The organism is Streptomyces sp. NPDC060028, assembly GCF_042736725.1.
Lineage (GTDB): Bacteria > Actinomycetota > Actinomycetes > Streptomycetales > Streptomycetaceae > Streptomyces.
The window spans coordinates 43,835-60,242 of sequence record NZ_JBHWVJ010000014.1 but is presented as its reverse complement, the minus strand read 5'-3'; the positions used below and the strand labels follow the sequence as shown (position 1 = coordinate 60,242).

Here is a 16,408-nt window from a genome sequence, read left to right as displayed (position 1 = left end):
TCTGGGCGGAGCCCAGTTTCGGGAAGGGGCGGGGTGGGGGAGAGCCTCGCAGGGCCCGGCCCGTCACGGGGCGCCCGGCGGTAGAAAGGGCAGGCCCGTCGGGGCGCCCGACTCGATCAGCCGCAGCAGCGCAGCGGTATCGGCGTGTTCCTCGATCAAGTCCCCCAGCAGGTCCAGCTGTTCCTCCCGCAGCGCGGCGAAGGACGTGTCCGGGGCCGGGACGAAGCGGCGCCCGGCCGCCGAGGCCACCTCGCGCAGGAACGCCCGGCGGAAGCCGTCCGACTCCAGCGAGCCGTGCCAGTGCGTCCCCCACACCGAACCGACCCGGCATCCGTCCAGGAACGGGGTCCCGCCCAGGACTTCGGCCACGCCGTGGTGGATCTCGTACCCCTCGACCGGCTCGCCGAGCGCCGAGCCCACCGGCCGCGCGAGGGTCTTCTCCCGCTCGAAGCGGATGCGTACCGGCAGCAGGCCGAGGCCGTCCACCGCTCCCGCCCGGGATTCGACCTCGTCCTCGATGTGCTCGCCCAGGACCTGGAACCCGCCGCAGATCCCCAGCACCGGCCGCCCCTGCGCGGCCCGCCGCACCAGCGCGTCCGCGAGGCCGCGCTCGCGCAGCCAGGCCAGGGCCCTGACCGTGCCGCGGGTGCCGGGCACGACGACCAGGTCCGCGTCGGCGAGTTCCTCCGCCCGGTCCACGAACCGCACGACCACTCCCGGCTCCGCCGCGAGCGCGTCCACGTCCGTGAAGTTCGACATCAGCGGCACCGCGCACACCGCGACCCGCAGCACGTCCTCGCCGACCGGCGGGGCGACCACGGACTCCCGTACCGCGCCGCGCAGCGAGACCCGCAGTCCGTCCTCCTCGTCGATGCCGAGCCCGTGCTGGAACGGCAGCACCCCGTACGTCGCCCGCCCCGTGAGCCCGCGCAGCATCTCCATGCCGGGCTCGAGCAGCGAGACGTCGCCGCGGAACTTGTTCACCAGGTACCCGGCGATCAGCGACTGGTCCTCGGGCGACAGCAGCGCCGTCGTCCCGAAGAAGGACGCGAAGACCCCGCCCCGGTCGATGTCCCCGACCACCACCACCGGGAACCGCGCGGCCCGCGCGATCCCCATGTTCACGATGTCGGTCCGGCGCAGGTTGATCTCGGCCGGACTCCCCGCCCCCTCGCAGATCACGGCGTCATACGTGCCCCGCAGCTGCTCCAGGCAGTCCGTGACGATGCCGAGCAGCTGCTCCTGGCGCCCCCCGTGGTAGCCACGGGCGCTCATCTCGCCCACCGGCTTGCCCAGCAGCACCACCTGGCTGCTCCGGTCGCTGCCGGGCTTGAGCAGCACCGGGTTCATCAACGCGGTCGGCTCCACGCGCGCGGCCTGCGCCTGCATCGCCTGCGCCCGCCCGATCTCGGCGCCCTCCCGCGTCACGAACGAGTTCAGCGACATGTTCTGCGCCTTGAACGGGGCCACCTTGACGCCCTGTCGGGCCAGCCAGCGGCAGATGCCCGCCGTGACCACGCTCTTGCCCGCGTCCGATGTCGTACCGGCGACCAGCAGTCCGCCGCCGCGCCTCGCGCCGCTCATGCGCGCCGCCCCTTCCTCTTCGTACGGGAGACCAGCAGCCGGGCCGCCACGCAGGCCCCCAGCGCCAGCCACGTCACCTGCCGCGAAAGACGTACCGCCCGCTCGATGTCCGCGACCTCCACGGGCCGCCCCGCCCCGCCGTTCAGCACGGCCCGGTGCTCGACCCGGCCCCCGTACGCGAGCGTCCCGCCCAGCCGTACGCCGAGCGCCCCGGCGAACGAGGCCTCCACGGGCCCGGCGTTGGGGCTCGGGTGGGCGGCGGCGTCCGCGCGCCAGGCCCGTACGGCCCCCCGCCGGTCGGGGCCGGCCACCACGGCGGCGAGCGCGGTCAGCCGGGCGCCCGGCCAGCCCGCGACGTCGTCCAGCCGGGCGGAGGCCCAGCCGTAGCGCAGGTGGCGGGGCGACTTGTGGCCGACCATCGCGTCCAGGGTGTTCACCGCGCGGAACGCGAGCAGCCCGGGGACGCCGGCGAGGGCTCCCCACACCAGGGCCCCGACGACCGCGTCGGAGGTGTTCTCGGCGACCGACTCCACGACGGCGCGGGCCATCTGCTGCTCGTCCAGGGCCTGTGGGTCGCGCCCGCACAGGTGAGGCAGCCGCTCCCGGGCCACCTCGGCGTCCCCGGCGGCGAGCGCCCCGCCGATGGCGCGGGCCTCCCGGCCCAGCGAGGTGCCGCCCACGACGGCCCAGGTGGCGGCCGCGGTCAGGGCGATACGGGCTGCCGCGGGCCGGGAGCGCACGGCTCGCGCGCCCAGCGCGCCGACGGCGGCCGCGCCCCCGGCGCACAGCAGGGTGTGCAGGACGCCTCGGGCGCGGTCGTCGCGCCACAGGGCGCGCTCGACGGCGGCGGCGGTTCGTCCGAAGGCTGCCACGGGGTGCCCTCGGCGCGGATCCCCGAGGATCCGGTCGCCGATCAGGCCCGCCGTGGCCCCGTACGCGAAAACGCGATCGGCACGCATGGTGGCAGGTATGTCCTCACTCAGGGTCCGCGCCCTGGTTCGACGTGACCGGCGACGAGAGTTCCTGGCTCCCGGATCGCACTCGGCCGAGTGGTCCGGTGACAGTGGCGGGACCGCGCCGGATTCGCACCGGACTTCCTCTCCATGCCGCCGTATTGGCTCGGGCAGTCCACCACGCACCGCGAAGGCCCGTCAACTCGCCGTTGACCTGGGACGGGGCAGGCGACGGGGTAGGCGACGAGGTATGCGAAAGCTCCCCCCGGGACAAACCCGGAGGGAGCCTTGACGCGTGGTGCGCAGGTGCCTCAGCTGATGATCAGGTAGATGCCGTACGTCACGGCCACCGCGCACAGCGCGAAGCAGGCGTACGCGCCGCTGCGGGCCAGGGTGGCGGCGCCGCCCTGCTCGGTGGCGGACTCGTGCTTGGAGAGGCCCACGAGACCCAGGGTGAAGAGGGCCACGAGCGCGACGGTGGCGGAGAGGCTGACCCCGAAGACGGAGCCGAGTGCTGCCCAGTCGATCTTCATACTGCCGTTTCCTCTGTCGTTCTCGGGGTCAGACCGCGGCGGCCGGAGCCGCAGGGGTCGTGAGGGTCGCCGTCGCGGCCGGGATGGTGGCCTTGAGGTCTTCGTCCGTCACCGCGGCGGTCGTGCCCGCGGTCGGCGGGACGGCCACGGCGGCCATGGCGGCGGTGACCACGCCGGGCTGCTCCGCCTCGGTGGCGGCGAGCGGCTCCACGTCGTTGACGTTGTGGTGGTCGACGACCTGGCGGCGGGAGATGACCCAGATGGCGAAGCAGGAGGCGACCAGGAAGAGCGCGACGGCGACGACGCCGACGTCACCGGTCCGCATGACCAGCTCGGCGCCGGAGGCGACCAGGGCCGCGGCCGGCAGGGTCAGGCCCCAGGCGATGAACATGCGGGTGGCGGTGGACCAGCGGACCACACCGCCCTTGCGGCCCAGGCCCGCACCCATGACCGCGCCGGAGCAGGCGTGGGTGGTGGAGAGGGAGAAGCCGAGGCTGGAAGAGGCCAGGATGACGCTGGCGGCCGAGGTCTGGGCGGCGAAGCCCTGCTGCGGCTGCAGCTCGGTCAGACCGCTGCCCATGGTGCGGATGATGCGCCAGCCGCCCAGGGAGGTGCCCAGCGCGATGGCCATGCCGGCGGAGACGATGACCCACACCGGCGGGTTGGAGCCGGGGGCGAGCGCACCGCCGGCGATCAGCGCCAGGGTGATGATGCCCATCGTCTTCTGCGCGTCGTTGGTGCCGTGCGCGAGGGAGACGAGACCGGCCGAGGCGATCTGGCCGGCGCGGTAGCCCTTGGTGGAGGTCTTCTCGCCGACCTTGTTGCCGAGCTTGTACGTGACCTTGGCGGCCAGCAGCGCGGCGATTCCGGCGACCAGGGGCGCGGCGAGCGCGGGGATGAGCACCTTGGTGACGACGACGCTGCCGTTGACGGCGTCGAGGCCGGCGGAGGCGACCGCGGCACCGATCAGACCGCCCATGAGGGCGTGGGAAGAGCTGGAGGGGAGCCCGACGAGCCAGGTGACCAGGTTCCAGAGGATCGCGCCGACCAGGGCGGCGAAGATCACTTCTGGCTGAATGCCCTCTTCGTTGACCAGGCCCTTGGAGATCGTCTTGGCGACCTCCACGGACATGAACGCGCCAACGAGGTTCAGCACGGCGGACATGGCCACCGCAGTCTTGGGCTTGAGGGCGCCGGTCGAGATGGTGGTGGCCATCGCGTTGGCCGTGTCGTGAAAACCGTTCGTGAAGTCGAACACGAGAGCGGTGATGATCACGATCCCGAGGAGAAGCGTTATGTGCTCCATTTACCCAGGCTTCTGTTTGACGTCAGTGGCTCGTGGACCGTAAGCAACCTGGATGAACGGAAGGTGAACTGACATGGGCGGTGTGGTGTCTGCCCGAGACGTGTGATCGGGACGTTTGTCCCCCCACTGGCGTAGATATACCCATTAATGCACGTCAGGGCCCGGTGAACGGAACCCACGGCAAGGGACTTCCGGCGCCCCGGCTCCCTCGCACGGCCCCGCGAGGAGATCCAGATCACCCTCCGTGGCGCGCCCGGTGGCCCCCGGGAGCCCCGGCCCCGACACTGGAGCGGTGCGCACCGCTACAGCGACGGCAGCGGCCGTCACCACGACCCTCCTGGGTACCGGCGCGGCCGCGGTCGTGGCCGCCGTCCTGGCCGGCCGGTACGCCGCCGACGCGGCGCTGCGGCCCGAGCTCGGCCGCCCCCTGCCCGGCGGGCCCCGGCTCAGCGTCCACTCCACCGCCGCCGGCCGCATCGAACTGACCCGCTCCCTGGCCTCCCTGCGCGCCGGTACCTACGGACTGACCGCGCCCGGGGTGCACGCGGTCGTCGGCCCGGTGATCGCCGACGCCCCGCACGATCCCGACACCGTCGTACGCCGTCTGCTCGCCGTCACCCACGGCAGCCTCGACCCGGGCACCCGCGTCACCCTGACCCCGCAGGTGCACCTGGGCAATCCGCGCACCGCCCTCGGCCTCGACCACGCCGACGTGGACATCCCCGGCGAGCTCGGGGCGCTGCCCGCCTGGTTCGTGCCCGCCGCCCGCGACACCTGGGTGATCACCGTCCACGGGCTCGGCGCCACCCGCGAGCACCCGATGGTGGTGATGCCCTTCCTGCACCGCCACCGGCTGCCCGTCCTCGACGTGGCCTACCGGGGTGACCTCGGCGCCCCCGCCTCCCCGGACGGTCTCGGCCACCTCGGCGAGTCGGAGTGGCGCGACCTCGACGCCGCCATCCGCTACGCCCTGCGCTACGGCGCCCGCCGCGTGATCCTGCACGGCTGGTCCAGCGGCGCGGCCATGGCCCTGCGGGCCGCCGAGCGCTCGGCGCTGGCCGACCGGATCTCCGGGCTGGTGCTCGACTCGCCCGTCCTCGACTGGCACGCCACCCTGCGCGCGCTCGCCGCGGCCCGCCGCACCCCGGCCGTGCTGCTGCCCTTCGCGGTCCGGGCGGCCGAGGCGCACGCCGGACTGCGGGCCGACCACCGGGCGCCGGGGGCGGACCCCGGCGCGCTGAAGGTGCCCGTCCTGATCTTCCACGGCCCGGACGACACCCTCGCCCCTTGGGAGCCCGCCCGCCGGCTCGCCGCCGCGCGGCCGGACCTCGTCACCCTGCGCCCCGTTCGCGAGGCCGCGCACGGGGCGATGTGGAACGCCGACCCGGCGGGTTACGAGGAGGCCTTGCGCCGCTTCCTCACCGCTCTTGTGTAAAGGCCGTGTGCCGTAGGAGGCAGGGTGGGTGGTTTGTCCTATTATCTCCCGGTGGTCACAGGTGGAACTGGCTGGTTCCGTTTGGGCTTTCGGCCGGTGACGGGCGAGACTGCTTCCGTGACGTCCCGAAAGCCTGATGAGCAGTTGGCTCGCGACTCCAGACTCCGCCTCGTCTCCCCGCGGTCCGTTGCCACGGCCCGCAAGGCGGTGACCGACCGGCGAACCCGGACCACCCCTAGGCCTCCGGCGGGCACCCCCGCCACGGCCGACCTCGCGAACCGGGCCCGCGCCTCGCTGGCCGACGCCGTACGGCTGGCGCGCTGGGCCGAGCTCAACCTCGGTGCCGGGGACGGCGGTCGGCCCGCCCCCGCGGCCGCGCTGCCCGCCTCCGACGTCGAACGTGCCGCCGCCGAACTGCACCTGACGCACGGCCAGATCCGGGTCGGCTGGGACCGGTCCCGGCTCGCCGGCCTGGTCGAGGTGCACGGTGGCCATGCCCGCCCCGGTTGGCGGCTGCGCGCCTGGGACCGCGACGACACCGCCGTACTGCGCGGCTGGGTCGCCCTCTTCGACGCCTGGTCGCTGGTCCACCCGGCCCCCGCCGACATCGCCCCCGCGGTCGTCGCCGAGGTCGTCGAGGCCATGCCCCAGCTGCTCTCCCTGCTCCAGCTGTCCGCCGGACCCGTGAGCGTCCCCGACCTGCTGGACCTGCTCGGACAGCGCGTCGAGGAACTGCGCGACGAACGGTGCGAGATCCCCTACGAGACCGCCGCGCCGGACGCCATGCCCGCCGTGGCCCCCGTGCCGCTCGCCCGCCTGCTGCGCTGGGCGCTCGGCGGACTCGCCGCGGTCGACGCCGTCACCCTCGGCCCGGCGCAGGCCACCCTCACCCCGCTCGGCAGCTGGGCGGTGTGGGTCAAGCTGGAGCAGATCTGCGTCGCCGCGCAGAGCCCGGCCGGGAACATCGAGCAGTCCGCCGCCGCCATGCTGCACGGGTGCGCCCGGCTCACCCCGGGCCCGGCCCGTGCCGAGTACCAGGCCTGGCTCGCCGCCCGGCCGGTCGGCCACGCCGTTTCCGAGCTGCTGCACGCGGCCCGCGGCGAGGACGCCCTGCTGCGCGGCCTGGCCTTCGAGGCCTTGCGCGTGGTCGGCGCCCCCGCCGAACCCGACGTGCGGGCGGCCTCGCGCGAGGCGACGCTGCGCCCCTACGCGCTGCTCTGGCTCGCCGAGCACGACGGGGTGGACCCCGACGAGGCCCAGGACGTCCTGACCGCCGAGGAGTCGACCTGGCTCTGGGTGGACACCGCGGCCGCCATCGCCGACCACGGCGAGGCCGACCTGCTGGCCCGCCACCTGGACTCGGCCGTGCGGACCACCGTCCCGCGACTGCTGGACGAGGTCCGCGCGGTCGGCCACCCCCGCACCGTGCAGGTGCTGGTCGCGCTGGCCGCCGCCCACCCCGACCCGGCCCTCGCCAAGGCGGTGCGCCGGGCGGCCTTCCAGGTCCACACCGGCGGCGCGTAGCGCCCCGTACGAGGGCAGTGGGGGGCGGAAGTGGAACCGGAAGCGGAACCGGAACCGGAAGCGCCGCGGGTCGGTCAGACCTGCGGCGCGTAGGTCCCGAAGCTCCAGATGTTGCCCTCGGCGTCTTTGGCCATGTAGTCCCGCGACCCGTAGTCCTGGTCGGTCGGCTCCATCAGGATCTGCACCCCGTGCTCGACGGCTCGGCGGTGGTGCGCGTCCACGTCGTCGACCACGACATAGACCCCCACCGGGCCCGCGCCCTCCATGGCCTTGTCGAAGACGCCGCCCCGGCCCTTGCTGCCGAGCATCACCGCGCCGTTCCCGTACGACAGCTCCGCATGCATCACGGCGCCGTCATCCCCTTCGTACACAGCCACCTGGGTGAAGCCGAAGGCCTCCGTCAGCTGCTGGATCGCGGACTTGGCGTCGCCGTAGAGCAGCGTCGGGTAAATGGACGGAACACCTGCCATGACGATCACTCCCTCTCGTGCAGTGCGGGTCGGTCAATGGGCCGGCAAGTGACCCGCACCACAGCATGGCAGGCGCCGCCGACAGTCAGCGGAAGGTGTTGCACTGGGCCATGTCGCCCGTGCGGTACCCCTGGTAGAACCACTGCTGGCGCTGCTCGGCGCTGCCGTGGGTCCAGGACTCCGGGGTCACCCGGCCCTGGAACTTCTCCTGGATCCGGTCGTCGCCGACGGCGGCCGCCGCGTCCAGGCCGTCCCGGATGTCCTGGTCGGTCAGGCTGGTGATCAGCGGGCGGCCCGTGGACTCGTCCGGCGTCGTCGTCGCGTGGCGCGCCCACACCCCGGCGTAGCAGTCGGCCTGGAGCTCGACCTTGACCGCGTTGCTGTTCGCGCCCTGCTGCCCGTCCTGGGCCCTTTGCAGGGTGCCGGTCAGGTTCTGGATGTGGTGCCCGTACTCGTGGGCGATCACGTACGCCTGGGCGAAGGGTCCACCGGAGGCGCCGAACTTCGTCCTCAGGTCGCCGAAGAAGCCGAGGTCCAGGTAGACCTGCCGGTCACCGGGGCAGTAGAAGGGGCCGACCGCCGCGGTCGCCGCCCCGCAGGCCGTGTTCACCCGGCCGGTGAAGAACACCGTCTGCGCCGGGCTGTACTGGCCCTGGCGCCGCTGGAATTCCTGCTTCCAGAAGTCCTGGACGCTGTTGACCACCGCGACCATCCGGCAGTCCTCCCGCTCGTTCGCGTCCTTGCCGGTCTTGCACGTCTGCTGCACCTGCGCGACGGAGGAGGAGGTCGCCGTGGGCTCCGAGCTGCCGTCGGTCAGGCCCAGCTGCTCCGGACCCACGCCGAACAGCAGCCCCATGATCAGTGCGATGAGACCGACGACGCCGCCGCCGATCGTGGCCTTCCCGCCCGGGATCCGGCCGCCGCCGCGCACGTCCTTGACCTCGGAAGTGTCCAGGTTGGCGTTGTCGTCGAACTGCATCCCGCACCGCCCTCGCATCCTCGTGGCCGCCCCTGCGGCGAGTATCAACCCGTTCATCCTGATGCGCGCCCGGGCGCACCGGCGTGATCCGTGGGCCGAACGGGGGACCCGGGGGCGAGGAGGCCGGCCGTCCGGCGGCCCGGAAAGTAGTTGCGCACCCCCGGTAGAATGACTCTCATGGCAAATCTCCTCGCGGATTAGCGGCGTCGAAGCTTCGCGTCCTGCCTTCCGCCGTCCCCACCCCGCCCTGGAGTATTTCCGTGATCACCGCCACCGGCGTCGAGCTGCGCGCCGGCGCCCGCGTCCTCATCGAGTCCGCTTCCTTCCGCATCGCCAAGGGCGACCGCATCGGCCTGGTCGGCCGCAACGGAGCGGGCAAGACCACCCTCACCAAGTGCCTCGCCGGCGAGGGTCAGCCCGCCGCCGGCTCCATCGCCCGCTCGGGCGAGGTCGGCTACCTCCCGCAGGACCCGCGCACCGGCGACCTCGACGTCCTGGCCAGCGACCGGATCCTGTCCGCGCGCGGTCTCGACGTCCTGCTCAAGAAGATGCGGATGAACGAGGAGCGCATCTCCAACGGCGCCGGCGCCACCCGCGAGAAGGCGATGCGCCAGTACGAGCGCCAGGAGACGGAGTTCCTCACCAAGGGCGGGTACGCCGCCGAGTCCGAGGCAGCGACCATCTCCGCGGCCCTCGGCCTTCCCGACCGGGTGCTCGGCCAGCCGCTGCACACCCTCTCCGGCGGTCAGCGCCGCCGCGTGGAGCTCGCGCGCATCCTCTTCTCCGACGCCGACACCCTGCTCCTCGACGAGCCCACCAACCACCTCGACGCCGACTCGATCGTGTGGCTGCGCGACTACCTGAAGAACTACCGCGGCGGCTTCATCGTGATCTCCCACGACGTCGACCTGGTCGAGACCGTCGTGAACAAGGTGTTCTACCTGGACGCCAACCGCGCCCAGATCGACGTCTACAACATGGGCTGGAAGCTCTACCAGCAGCAGCGCGAGGCCGACGAGAAGCGCCGCAAGCGCGAGCGCCAGAACGCCGAGAAGAAGGCTGCGGCCCTCAACTCGCAGGCCGACAAGATGCGCGCCAAGGCGACCAAGACCGTCGCCGCGCAGAACATGGCCAAGCGCGCCGAGCGGCTGCTGTCCGGCCTGGAGGCCGTCCGCGTCTCCGACAAGGTCGCCAAGCTGCGCTTCCCGGACCCGGCGCCCTGCGGGAAGACCCCGCTGACCGCCGAGGGCCTGTCGAAGTCGTACGGCTCGCTGGAGATCTTCACCGACGTCGACCTGGCCATCGACAAGGGCTCCCGCGTCGTCATCCTGGGCCTCAACGGCGCCGGCAAGACCACCCTGCTGCGCCTGCTGTCGGGCACCGAGAAGCCCGACACCGGCACGGTCGTCCCGGGCCACGGTCTCAAGCTCGGCTACTACGCCCAGGAGCACGAGACCCTGGACCCCGAGCGCACGGTGCTGGAGAACATGCGCTCCTCCGCGCCGGACCTGGACCTGGTCGCGGTACGCAAGACCCTCGGCTCCTTCCTGTTCTCCGGCGACGACGTGGACAAGCCGGCCGGGGTGCTCTCCGGCGGCGAGAAGACCCGTCTGGCCCTGGCCACGCTGGTCGTCTCCTCCGCCAACGTGCTGCTGCTCGACGAGCCCACCAACAACCTCGACCCGGCCAGCCGCGAGGAGATCCTGGGCGCGCTGCGCACGTACAAGGGCGCGGTCATCCTCGTCACGCACGACGAGGGGGCCGTGGAGGCGCTGGAGCCGGAGCGGATCATCCTGCTCCCGGACGGCGTGGAGGACCTGTGGGGCCCGGACTACCGGGACCTCGTGTCGCTTGCCTGACGTGTGATCCAGTTCCTTATGGATCATTCGGCTCAGGCGTGATCCATCATCTGAGTGAGACGGTCTCGTACCGCTGCACGCTCTTCGACGGCCCCGGCCGCATCCTCGCGGATGCGTGACCGGGGTCGCTCTTTTTCGACGTCCGGCCCCTGACCTGGTGATTCCTGCCGAGCGGTAAGGAGTGTGACGCAGGTCATGCGGCGGAAGAGGAGATTCCGTTCTGCTCGCATGTCCACTCCTCGGGAAATGCCGTCGTACCGACCTTGCTGAATGGGTGGCCAGGAAGCGTGGGAGGGGTGATCATGAGAAGTCCAGAGCGCACTTCCCATGAGGAGGCACGGGTGGCCGAGACTCTGAAGAAGGGCAGCCGGGTAACCGGCGCCGCGCGCGACAAGCTCGCGGCAGACCTGAAGAAGAAGTACGACTCCGGTGCGAGTATCCGGGCGCTGGCCGAAGAGACCGGCCGGTCCTACGGATTCGTCCACCGGATGCTCAGCGAGTCCGGAGTCACGCTGCGCGGTCGCGGTGGCGCGACGCGTGGCAAGAAGGCGGCTGCGGCCTGACCCACCGGTTCCACATTTGGTCCCGATCAGTCCCAATGGTTCCCATGGTTCCAGGGGTTTCAGCTCCGACGGTTCCTTCGGTGACCCCCGGTCGGCCCCATGGCCGGCTGGGTGGTTACTGTGCAGTCACTTAGGCCGAGATCGCGGCCGACTGCACACCGGAGGCACACAGATGGCTCTGCTCGACAAGGACGGCGTACGGCTCACCGTCGACGACACGGTCGCCACGGTGACACTGACCAATCCGGCCAAGCGAAACGCTCAATCCCCCGCGCTCTGGCGGGCGTTGACGGAGGCCGGACGGTCGTTGCCGGGCACCGTCCGGGTCGTCGTGCTGCGCGGCGAGGGCAAGTCCTTCTCCGCAGGGCTCGACCGGGCGGCATTCACCCCCGAGGGCTTCGAGGGTGAGCCTTCCTTCCTTGACCTGGCGCGCGGTTCGGACGAACTGCTCGACTCCACCATCGCCGAATACCAGGAGGCATTCACCTGGTGGCGGCGCAACGACGTCGTCTCCGTCGCCGCCGTGCAGGGGCACGCGATCGGTGCCGGCTTCCAGCTCGCGCTCGCGTGCGACCTGCGCGTTGTCGCTGACGACGTGCAGTTCGCCATGCGCGAGACCAGTCTGGGCCTGGTGCCCGACCTCGCCGGCACCCACCCGCTGACCTCCCTGGTCGGCTACGCCCGCGCGCTCGAGATCTGCGCGACGGGCCGCTTCGTGCATGCCGAGGAAGCCGAGCGCGTCGGCCTCGCCAACCTGGTCGTACCGGCCGAGGAGCTCGACGCCGCCGTCCAGGACCTCACCACCGCGCTGCTGGCTGCGCCGCGGGACGCCGTGGTCGAGACCAAGGCGCTGCTGCGCGGCGCCGGGTCCCGGGCGTACGACGAGCAGCGCACCGCCGAGCGTGCGGCGCAGGCCCGCCGGCTGCGCGACCTGGCCGGCCTCTCCGACTGACCCGCGGCTCCACCCCTGGGGCTCCACCCCCTGGGGCGGGGGTCCGGGCGGAGCCCCGGACTCCGCCGACGGGAGGTGGTGCCGCGCGGTCGCGGGCTCGGAGGCATACCGTGGTGGGGGAGTCCGTACGCGCGAAGGGACAGCCGATGACCGATTCCGTTTCAGGGAGCATCGCCAAGGACCCCGGCGACCGGGGCCGCACCACCATCGCCGACGGAGTGGTCGAGAAGATCGCCGGGCTGGCCGCCCGCGAGGTGGTCGGCGTCCACGCCATGGGCAGCGGCAGCGGCCTCTCCCGTACCTTCGGCGCCGTCCGGGACCGGGTCCCCGGCGGCTCCAAGGCGTCCGTCAGCCGGGGCGTGAAGGCCGAGGTCGGCGAGGTCCAGACCGCTCTGGACCTGGAGATCATCGTCGATTACGGCGTGTCGATCCGGGACGTGGCCCGGGCCGTCCGTGAGAACGTCATCTCGGCGGTGGAGCGGATGACCGGCCTGGAGGTCGTCGAGGTGAACATCGCGGTCAGCGACGTCAAACTTCCGGACGAGGAAGACGAGGAGCCGGAATCACGGCTCCAGTAGCCGTTCCTCTTGCCGAAGGGAGCTCGTATGAGCATGGCGGTCGTCGGCCTGTTGGCCGGCATGGCACTGGGGTTCGCCGGCTACTTCGGCGGATTCGGGGCCTTTCTGCTGGTGGCCGCCCTCGGCGCCATCGGCTTCGTCGTCGGCCGGTTCCTCGACGGCGATCTGGATCCGGGCGACCTCTTCCGCCCCCGCAACCGCGACGACCGGCGCAGGTGAGGCCCCGATGAGCGCACCGCGCACCACCCCGCCCCGGGTGGCCGCCGCCGATCGGGGGACCACCCGTATCGCCGACCGGGTCGTGGCCAAGATCGCCGCGCAGGCAGCCCGGGAGGCGCTCGCCGCGCAGCGCGGCGCGAGGAGTACGGGCGCACCCCCTCCGCATGCCGTCGTCACCGTGCACCATGACATCGCACGCGTACGGGTGAGCCTGGAGCTCGACTACCCCAGCGACCTCGCCGCCCAGTGCGCGGCCGTACGAAGCCTGGTCGCCGACCGCGTGGAGGCGTACGCGGCGATGGCCGTACCCGAGGTGGACATCGACGTCGAGCACCTCCACGCCCCGCCGACGGGGCCCGCCACCGGCCGGGTCCGGCGGCTGCGGTGACGGCTCGGCTGCACTCCGCCCGGCGGGTCCCGGCCGCCCTCGCCGCGCTCGTCGTGCTCGGGGTGGCGGGCCTGTTCCTCTATGACCTGGCCGCCGTACGGGCCCACCGGCCCGGGATGCGCTGGCGCCGCGAGCTCGCCCACCAGCTGGAGCGCCACACCCCGGCGGACCTGTGGGTGCTGGTCGCGGGCGTGATCCTCGCCGTGGCGGGGGCCGTACTCCTCACGCTCGCCGTCACCCCGGGGCTGCGCGGGCTCCTGCCGATGCGCACCGCGACCGCCGGGGTCCGCGCCGGGCTCGACCGCAAGGGCGCCGCGCAGGTGCTGCGGGACCGGGCCATGGAGGTGTCCGGGGTGCGCTCGGTACGGGTCCGCGTGGGCCGCAGCCGCGTCGGGGTCCGGGCCGCCTCGCACTTCCGCGAGCTGGAGGACGTACGGGCGGACCTGGACGCGGTGCTCGCCGTCGGCATCGAGGAGCTCGGGCTGGCGGACCCGATGGCGTCCCGGGTACGGGTGAACCGCGCCGCCCGGGACAAGCGGTGAGCGGGATGCCCGGAGCCGTGAACCGGGCGCTGCTGGCGCTGTGCGGGCTCGCGCTGCTGGCGGGCGGGGTCTTGCTGCTGGCGGCTGCCGGGCCGTTCGGCGGGCGCCACGCACCGCTGCTGAGCGCCGAGGCACGGCGCCGCTACTGGCACGCCGAGGGCTGGTGGTGGTGGGCGGTGGCGGCCGGGCTCGCGCTGTGCGTGCTGATGGCGCTGTGGTGGCTGCTGTCCCAGCTGCGGCGCCCCCGGGTGGCGGCGGTGCTGGTGGACACCGGGGACGGCGCGTTCGCCGTGCTGCGGGGCCGGGCGCTGGAGGAGGCGGTGGCCGCGGAGACGCGCGCCCTGGACGGGGTCGCGCGGTGCCGGGTCGCGCTGGTGGGCCGCCGGGGCGCGCCGCGCCTGCGGGTGGCGGTGGAGCTGGAGCCCCACGCGGTGCCGGCCGACGTGCTGGCCACTCTGGTGGGCCCGGTGCTCGAACACGCCCGCACCTCGACGGGTCTGCCCGAGCTGCCGGCCGAGGCCCGCCTGGAGGTGACCTCCCACCGGGCGCGGCGGGTCGTGTGACGCGCGCGCCCCGCCCGGTGGCGCGGGCCCGTCAGAAGCCGTGCCGGGCGCCGCCGTCCACCGGGAGCATCAGGCCCGTCAGGTAGGAAGCCGCCGGGGAGAGCACGAAGGCGGCCGTGCGGCCGAACTCCTCCGCGGTGCCGTAGCGGCGCAGCGGGATGCGGGACTCGTGCCCCGCGCGGGCCGCCCGCGCGTCGCCGGACAGGGCGTCGAGCTCCCGCACCCGGTCGGTGTCGATCCGGGCCGGCAGCAGGCCGACCACCCGGATCCCGCGGGGGCCGAGCTCCACCGACAGGGACTTCGCGAAGCCCGCGAGCCCGGGGCGCAGCCCGTTGGAGATGGTGAGGCCCGGGATGGGCTCGTGGACCGAGCCCGACAGGACGAGGCCGATGACCCCGCCCTCGCCCAGTTCCGCCGCCGCCGCGCGGGCGAGGCGCACCGCGCCGAGGAAGACCGACTCGAAGGCCGCCGTCCACTGCTCGTCGGTGTTGTCCTGCGCGGAGCCGGGGGCCGGGCCGCCGACGCTGATGAGGATGCCGTCGAAGCGGCCGAAGTGCTCACGGGCCGCGGCGATCAGCCGGGAGGCCGCCGCCGGGTCGGAGTTGTCCGCCGCCACGCCCAGCGCGTTCGGGCCCAGTTCGGCGGCGGCCCGCTCGGCGCGCTCCGCGTCGCGGCCGGTCACGATCACCTTCGCGCCGTCGGCGGCCAGTTCGCGGGCGGAGGCGTAGCCCAGGCCCCGGGTGGCGCCGGTGACGACGTAGACGCGGTCCTTCAGTCCAAGATCCATGCGGCCAACGCTACGCGGTCGTCGGCTCCAGGTCCGCGGCCGCGGCGGCCTCCTTGGCCGCGGCCTCCTCACGGTCGCGCTTCTCCCGCCGGACCAGGACCACCCAGCCCGCCGGAACGCCCAGCGTGAAGAGCCACCACTGGATGGCGTACGCCATGTGCGGGCCGATCGAGTCGTGGTCGGGCTCGGCGACCGGCTCGGGGCTGCCGTCCGACGGGACCGGAGCGGTGAGTTCCAGGTAGCCGCCGAGGACCGGCTTGCCCAGGGACTCCTGCTGCTGCTCGCTGTTGATGAGCATCACCTGGCGGTCGGGCAGGCCCTTGCGGTCCTTGATGCCGCTGCCGCCGCTGGTCTCGTCGGCCTTCAGCCGTCCGGTCACCGTCACCTCGCCCGAGGGCGCGGCCCGCACCGGCGGGTAGGCGCGCGGGTCGTCGCCGCCCGGCACCCAGCCACGGTTGACCAGCACCACGTGGCCGTCGGCGAGCACCAGCGGGGTCAGGACCTGGAAGCCGACCTTGTCGTCGTTGGAGGTGCGCATGCGTACGACGACCTCGTGCGCGGGGTCGTACGTGCCGGTGGCGGTGACGGCGCGCCAGAAGTCGGCGCGCGGGACCTCGTGGCCGGGGGCGGTGATCTCGGCCATGGGGACCGGCTTCGCGGACAGGTTCGCGGCGATCAGCTCGTTCTGCGCGACCCGGTGCTCATGGCGGTGGAACTGCCAGAACCCCAGCCTGATCATCGCGGGGATGAGGACGAGGCCGATGAGGGTGAGGCACACCCACTGCCGGGTCAGCACAAAGCGGTACACGCCCAAGACGGTACCCCCAGCGACGAGGACCCCGGTGGCCGGGTGGCCGTCCGGGGTCGAAGGAAGGGGGGAAGGGGGAGGGGGTGTCGGGGGAGCGGGAGTCAGACGCGGTCGGTGATGCCCGCCTTCCCCTCCGCGCGGGCGCAGTGCCCGCCGCAGAACCACTGGCCCTCGACCTCGACGCCCTGACCGATGATCTGGACCCGGCAGTGCTCGCAGATGGGCGCCATGCGGTGAATGGCGCAGGAGAAGCAGTCGAAGACGTGCACGGCGCCCTGCGCGTGCACCTCGAAGGACATGCCGTAATCGTTTCCGCAGACTTCACAACGTGCCATGGGCCGCATGCTGCGCAGGGCGGCCCCCCG

At 73.1% G+C, this 16,408-nt stretch carries 19 protein-coding genes and 1 riboswitch; of the genes, 10 read left to right on the top strand and 9 right to left on the bottom strand.

The features are described 5' to 3' along the window. Window positions 1-63 precede the first annotated feature (63 nt). The 4 genes from ACFWBF_RS10230 to ACFWBF_RS10215 form a co-directional block, all read right to left on the bottom strand. The gene (locus ACFWBF_RS10230; RefSeq protein WP_385598122.1) at window positions 64-1,584 is read right to left on the bottom strand and encodes a cobyric acid synthase; all 1,521 of its coding nucleotides are present in this window, start codon (window positions 1,582-1,584) and stop codon (window positions 64-66) included. Next, window positions 1,581-2,543 carry a cobalamin biosynthesis protein gene (locus ACFWBF_RS10225; RefSeq protein ID WP_385598119.1) on the bottom strand — a complete coding sequence of 321 codons (963 nt, stop codon included), beginning with the start codon at window positions 2,541-2,543 and terminating at the stop codon, window positions 1,581-1,583. Before ACFWBF_RS10225 ends, ACFWBF_RS10230 begins: the two co-directional genes overlap by 4 nt. A gap of 37 nt (window positions 2,544-2,580) precedes the next feature. Continuing rightward, window positions 2,581-2,724: riboswitch (cobalamin riboswitch) on the bottom strand. Between the two features lie 124 nt (window positions 2,725-2,848). After that, window positions 2,849-3,070 (bottom strand): hypothetical protein, encoded by a 222-nt coding sequence (locus tag ACFWBF_RS10220; RefSeq protein ID WP_385598116.1) that lies wholly within the window; start codon window positions 3,068-3,070, stop codon window positions 2,849-2,851. Between the two features lie 28 nt (window positions 3,071-3,098). After that, complete coding sequence (locus ACFWBF_RS10215; RefSeq protein ID WP_385598111.1) at window positions 3,099-4,376, bottom strand: anion permease; 1,278 nt, start codon at window positions 4,374-4,376, stop codon at window positions 3,099-3,101. Between the two features lie 292 nt (window positions 4,377-4,668). On the opposite strand from ACFWBF_RS10215, the gene ACFWBF_RS10210 reads away from it, so the two are divergent. Both ACFWBF_RS10210 and ACFWBF_RS10205 read left to right on the top strand, forming a co-directional pair. After that, on the top strand, window positions 4,669-5,811 hold the full coding sequence (locus tag ACFWBF_RS10210) for an alpha/beta hydrolase family protein (protein ID WP_385598108.1): 1,143 nt from the start codon (window positions 4,669-4,671) through the stop codon (window positions 5,809-5,811). 117 nt (window positions 5,812-5,928) lie between these two features. Next, the gene (locus ACFWBF_RS10205) at window positions 5,929-7,335 is read left to right on the top strand and encodes a hypothetical protein (protein WP_385598105.1); all 1,407 of its coding nucleotides are present in this window, start codon (window positions 5,929-5,931) and stop codon (window positions 7,333-7,335) included. Window positions 7,336-7,409: 74 nt separating this feature from the next. Here the strand turns inward: ACFWBF_RS10205 and ACFWBF_RS10200 are convergent, their stop codons facing one another. Together ACFWBF_RS10200 and ACFWBF_RS10195 are read right to left on the bottom strand one after the other, a co-directional pair. Then, a complete protein-coding gene (locus tag ACFWBF_RS10200; RefSeq protein ID WP_385598102.1) occupies window positions 7,410-7,805 on the bottom strand; it encodes a VOC family protein in 396 nt (131 codons plus the stop codon). 85 nt (window positions 7,806-7,890) lie between these two features. Continuing rightward, window positions 7,891-8,784 (bottom strand): neutral zinc metallopeptidase, encoded by an 894-nt coding sequence (locus tag ACFWBF_RS10195; RefSeq protein ID WP_385598099.1) that lies wholly within the window; start codon window positions 8,782-8,784, stop codon window positions 7,891-7,893. A gap of 260 nt (window positions 8,785-9,044) precedes the next feature. Here ACFWBF_RS10195 and ACFWBF_RS10190 point away from each other — a divergent pair, with 260 nt between their 5' ends. From ACFWBF_RS10190 to amaP, 8 genes are all read left to right on the top strand, one after another. Continuing rightward, a complete protein-coding gene (locus ACFWBF_RS10190) occupies window positions 9,045-10,643 on the top strand; it encodes an ABC-F family ATP-binding cassette domain-containing protein (protein WP_385598096.1) in 1,599 nt (532 codons plus the stop codon). A 341-nt stretch (window positions 10,644-10,984) separates the two neighbouring features. Continuing rightward, window positions 10,985-11,206, top strand: coding sequence for a helix-turn-helix domain-containing protein (locus ACFWBF_RS10185; protein WP_007263382.1), 222 nt, complete (start codon window positions 10,985-10,987; stop codon window positions 11,204-11,206). Between the two features lie 172 nt (window positions 11,207-11,378). After that, window positions 11,379-12,158 carry an enoyl-CoA hydratase/isomerase family protein gene (locus tag ACFWBF_RS10180; RefSeq protein ID WP_385598094.1) on the top strand — a complete coding sequence of 260 codons (780 nt, stop codon included), beginning with the start codon at window positions 11,379-11,381 and terminating at the stop codon, window positions 12,156-12,158. Between the two features lie 146 nt (window positions 12,159-12,304). Continuing rightward, a complete protein-coding gene (locus ACFWBF_RS10175) occupies window positions 12,305-12,736 on the top strand; it encodes an Asp23/Gls24 family envelope stress response protein (RefSeq protein WP_385598091.1) in 432 nt (143 codons plus the stop codon). 27 nt (window positions 12,737-12,763) lie between these two features. Next, entirely contained in the window at window positions 12,764-12,955 is a 192-nt protein-coding gene (locus tag ACFWBF_RS10170) for a hypothetical protein (RefSeq protein ID WP_385598088.1), read from the top strand. 7 nt (window positions 12,956-12,962) lie between these two features. Next, a complete protein-coding gene (locus ACFWBF_RS10165) occupies window positions 12,963-13,343 on the top strand; it encodes a hypothetical protein (protein ID WP_385598085.1) in 381 nt (126 codons plus the stop codon). Further along, window positions 13,340-13,885 carry a DUF6286 domain-containing protein gene (locus tag ACFWBF_RS10160; RefSeq protein ID WP_385598083.1) on the top strand — a complete coding sequence of 182 codons (546 nt, stop codon included), beginning with the start codon at window positions 13,340-13,342 and terminating at the stop codon, window positions 13,883-13,885. The genes ACFWBF_RS10165 and ACFWBF_RS10160 overlap by 4 nt, the downstream gene beginning before the upstream one ends. Before the next feature lie 5 nt (window positions 13,886-13,890). Continuing rightward, window positions 13,891-14,448, top strand: coding sequence for an alkaline shock response membrane anchor protein AmaP (gene amaP / locus ACFWBF_RS10155; RefSeq protein WP_385598080.1), 558 nt, complete (start codon window positions 13,891-13,893; stop codon window positions 14,446-14,448). Window positions 14,449-14,479: 31 nt separating this feature from the next. Here amaP and ACFWBF_RS10150 read toward each other — a convergent pair whose 3' ends face one another. From ACFWBF_RS10150 to ACFWBF_RS10140, 3 genes are all read right to left on the bottom strand, one after another. Continuing rightward, window positions 14,480-15,235 (bottom strand): SDR family oxidoreductase, encoded by a 756-nt coding sequence (locus tag ACFWBF_RS10150; protein ID WP_385598077.1) that lies wholly within the window; start codon window positions 15,233-15,235, stop codon window positions 14,480-14,482. Window positions 15,236-15,245: 10 nt separating this feature from the next. Then, window positions 15,246-16,043 carry an SURF1 family protein gene (locus ACFWBF_RS10145; protein ID WP_385598075.1) on the bottom strand — a complete coding sequence of 266 codons (798 nt, stop codon included), beginning with the start codon at window positions 16,041-16,043 and terminating at the stop codon, window positions 15,246-15,248. Window positions 16,044-16,144: 101 nt separating this feature from the next. Then, the gene (locus tag ACFWBF_RS10140) at window positions 16,145-16,378 is read right to left on the bottom strand and encodes a hypothetical protein (protein WP_385598073.1); all 234 of its coding nucleotides are present in this window, start codon (window positions 16,376-16,378) and stop codon (window positions 16,145-16,147) included. Window positions 16,379-16,408: the final 30 nt, after the last annotated feature.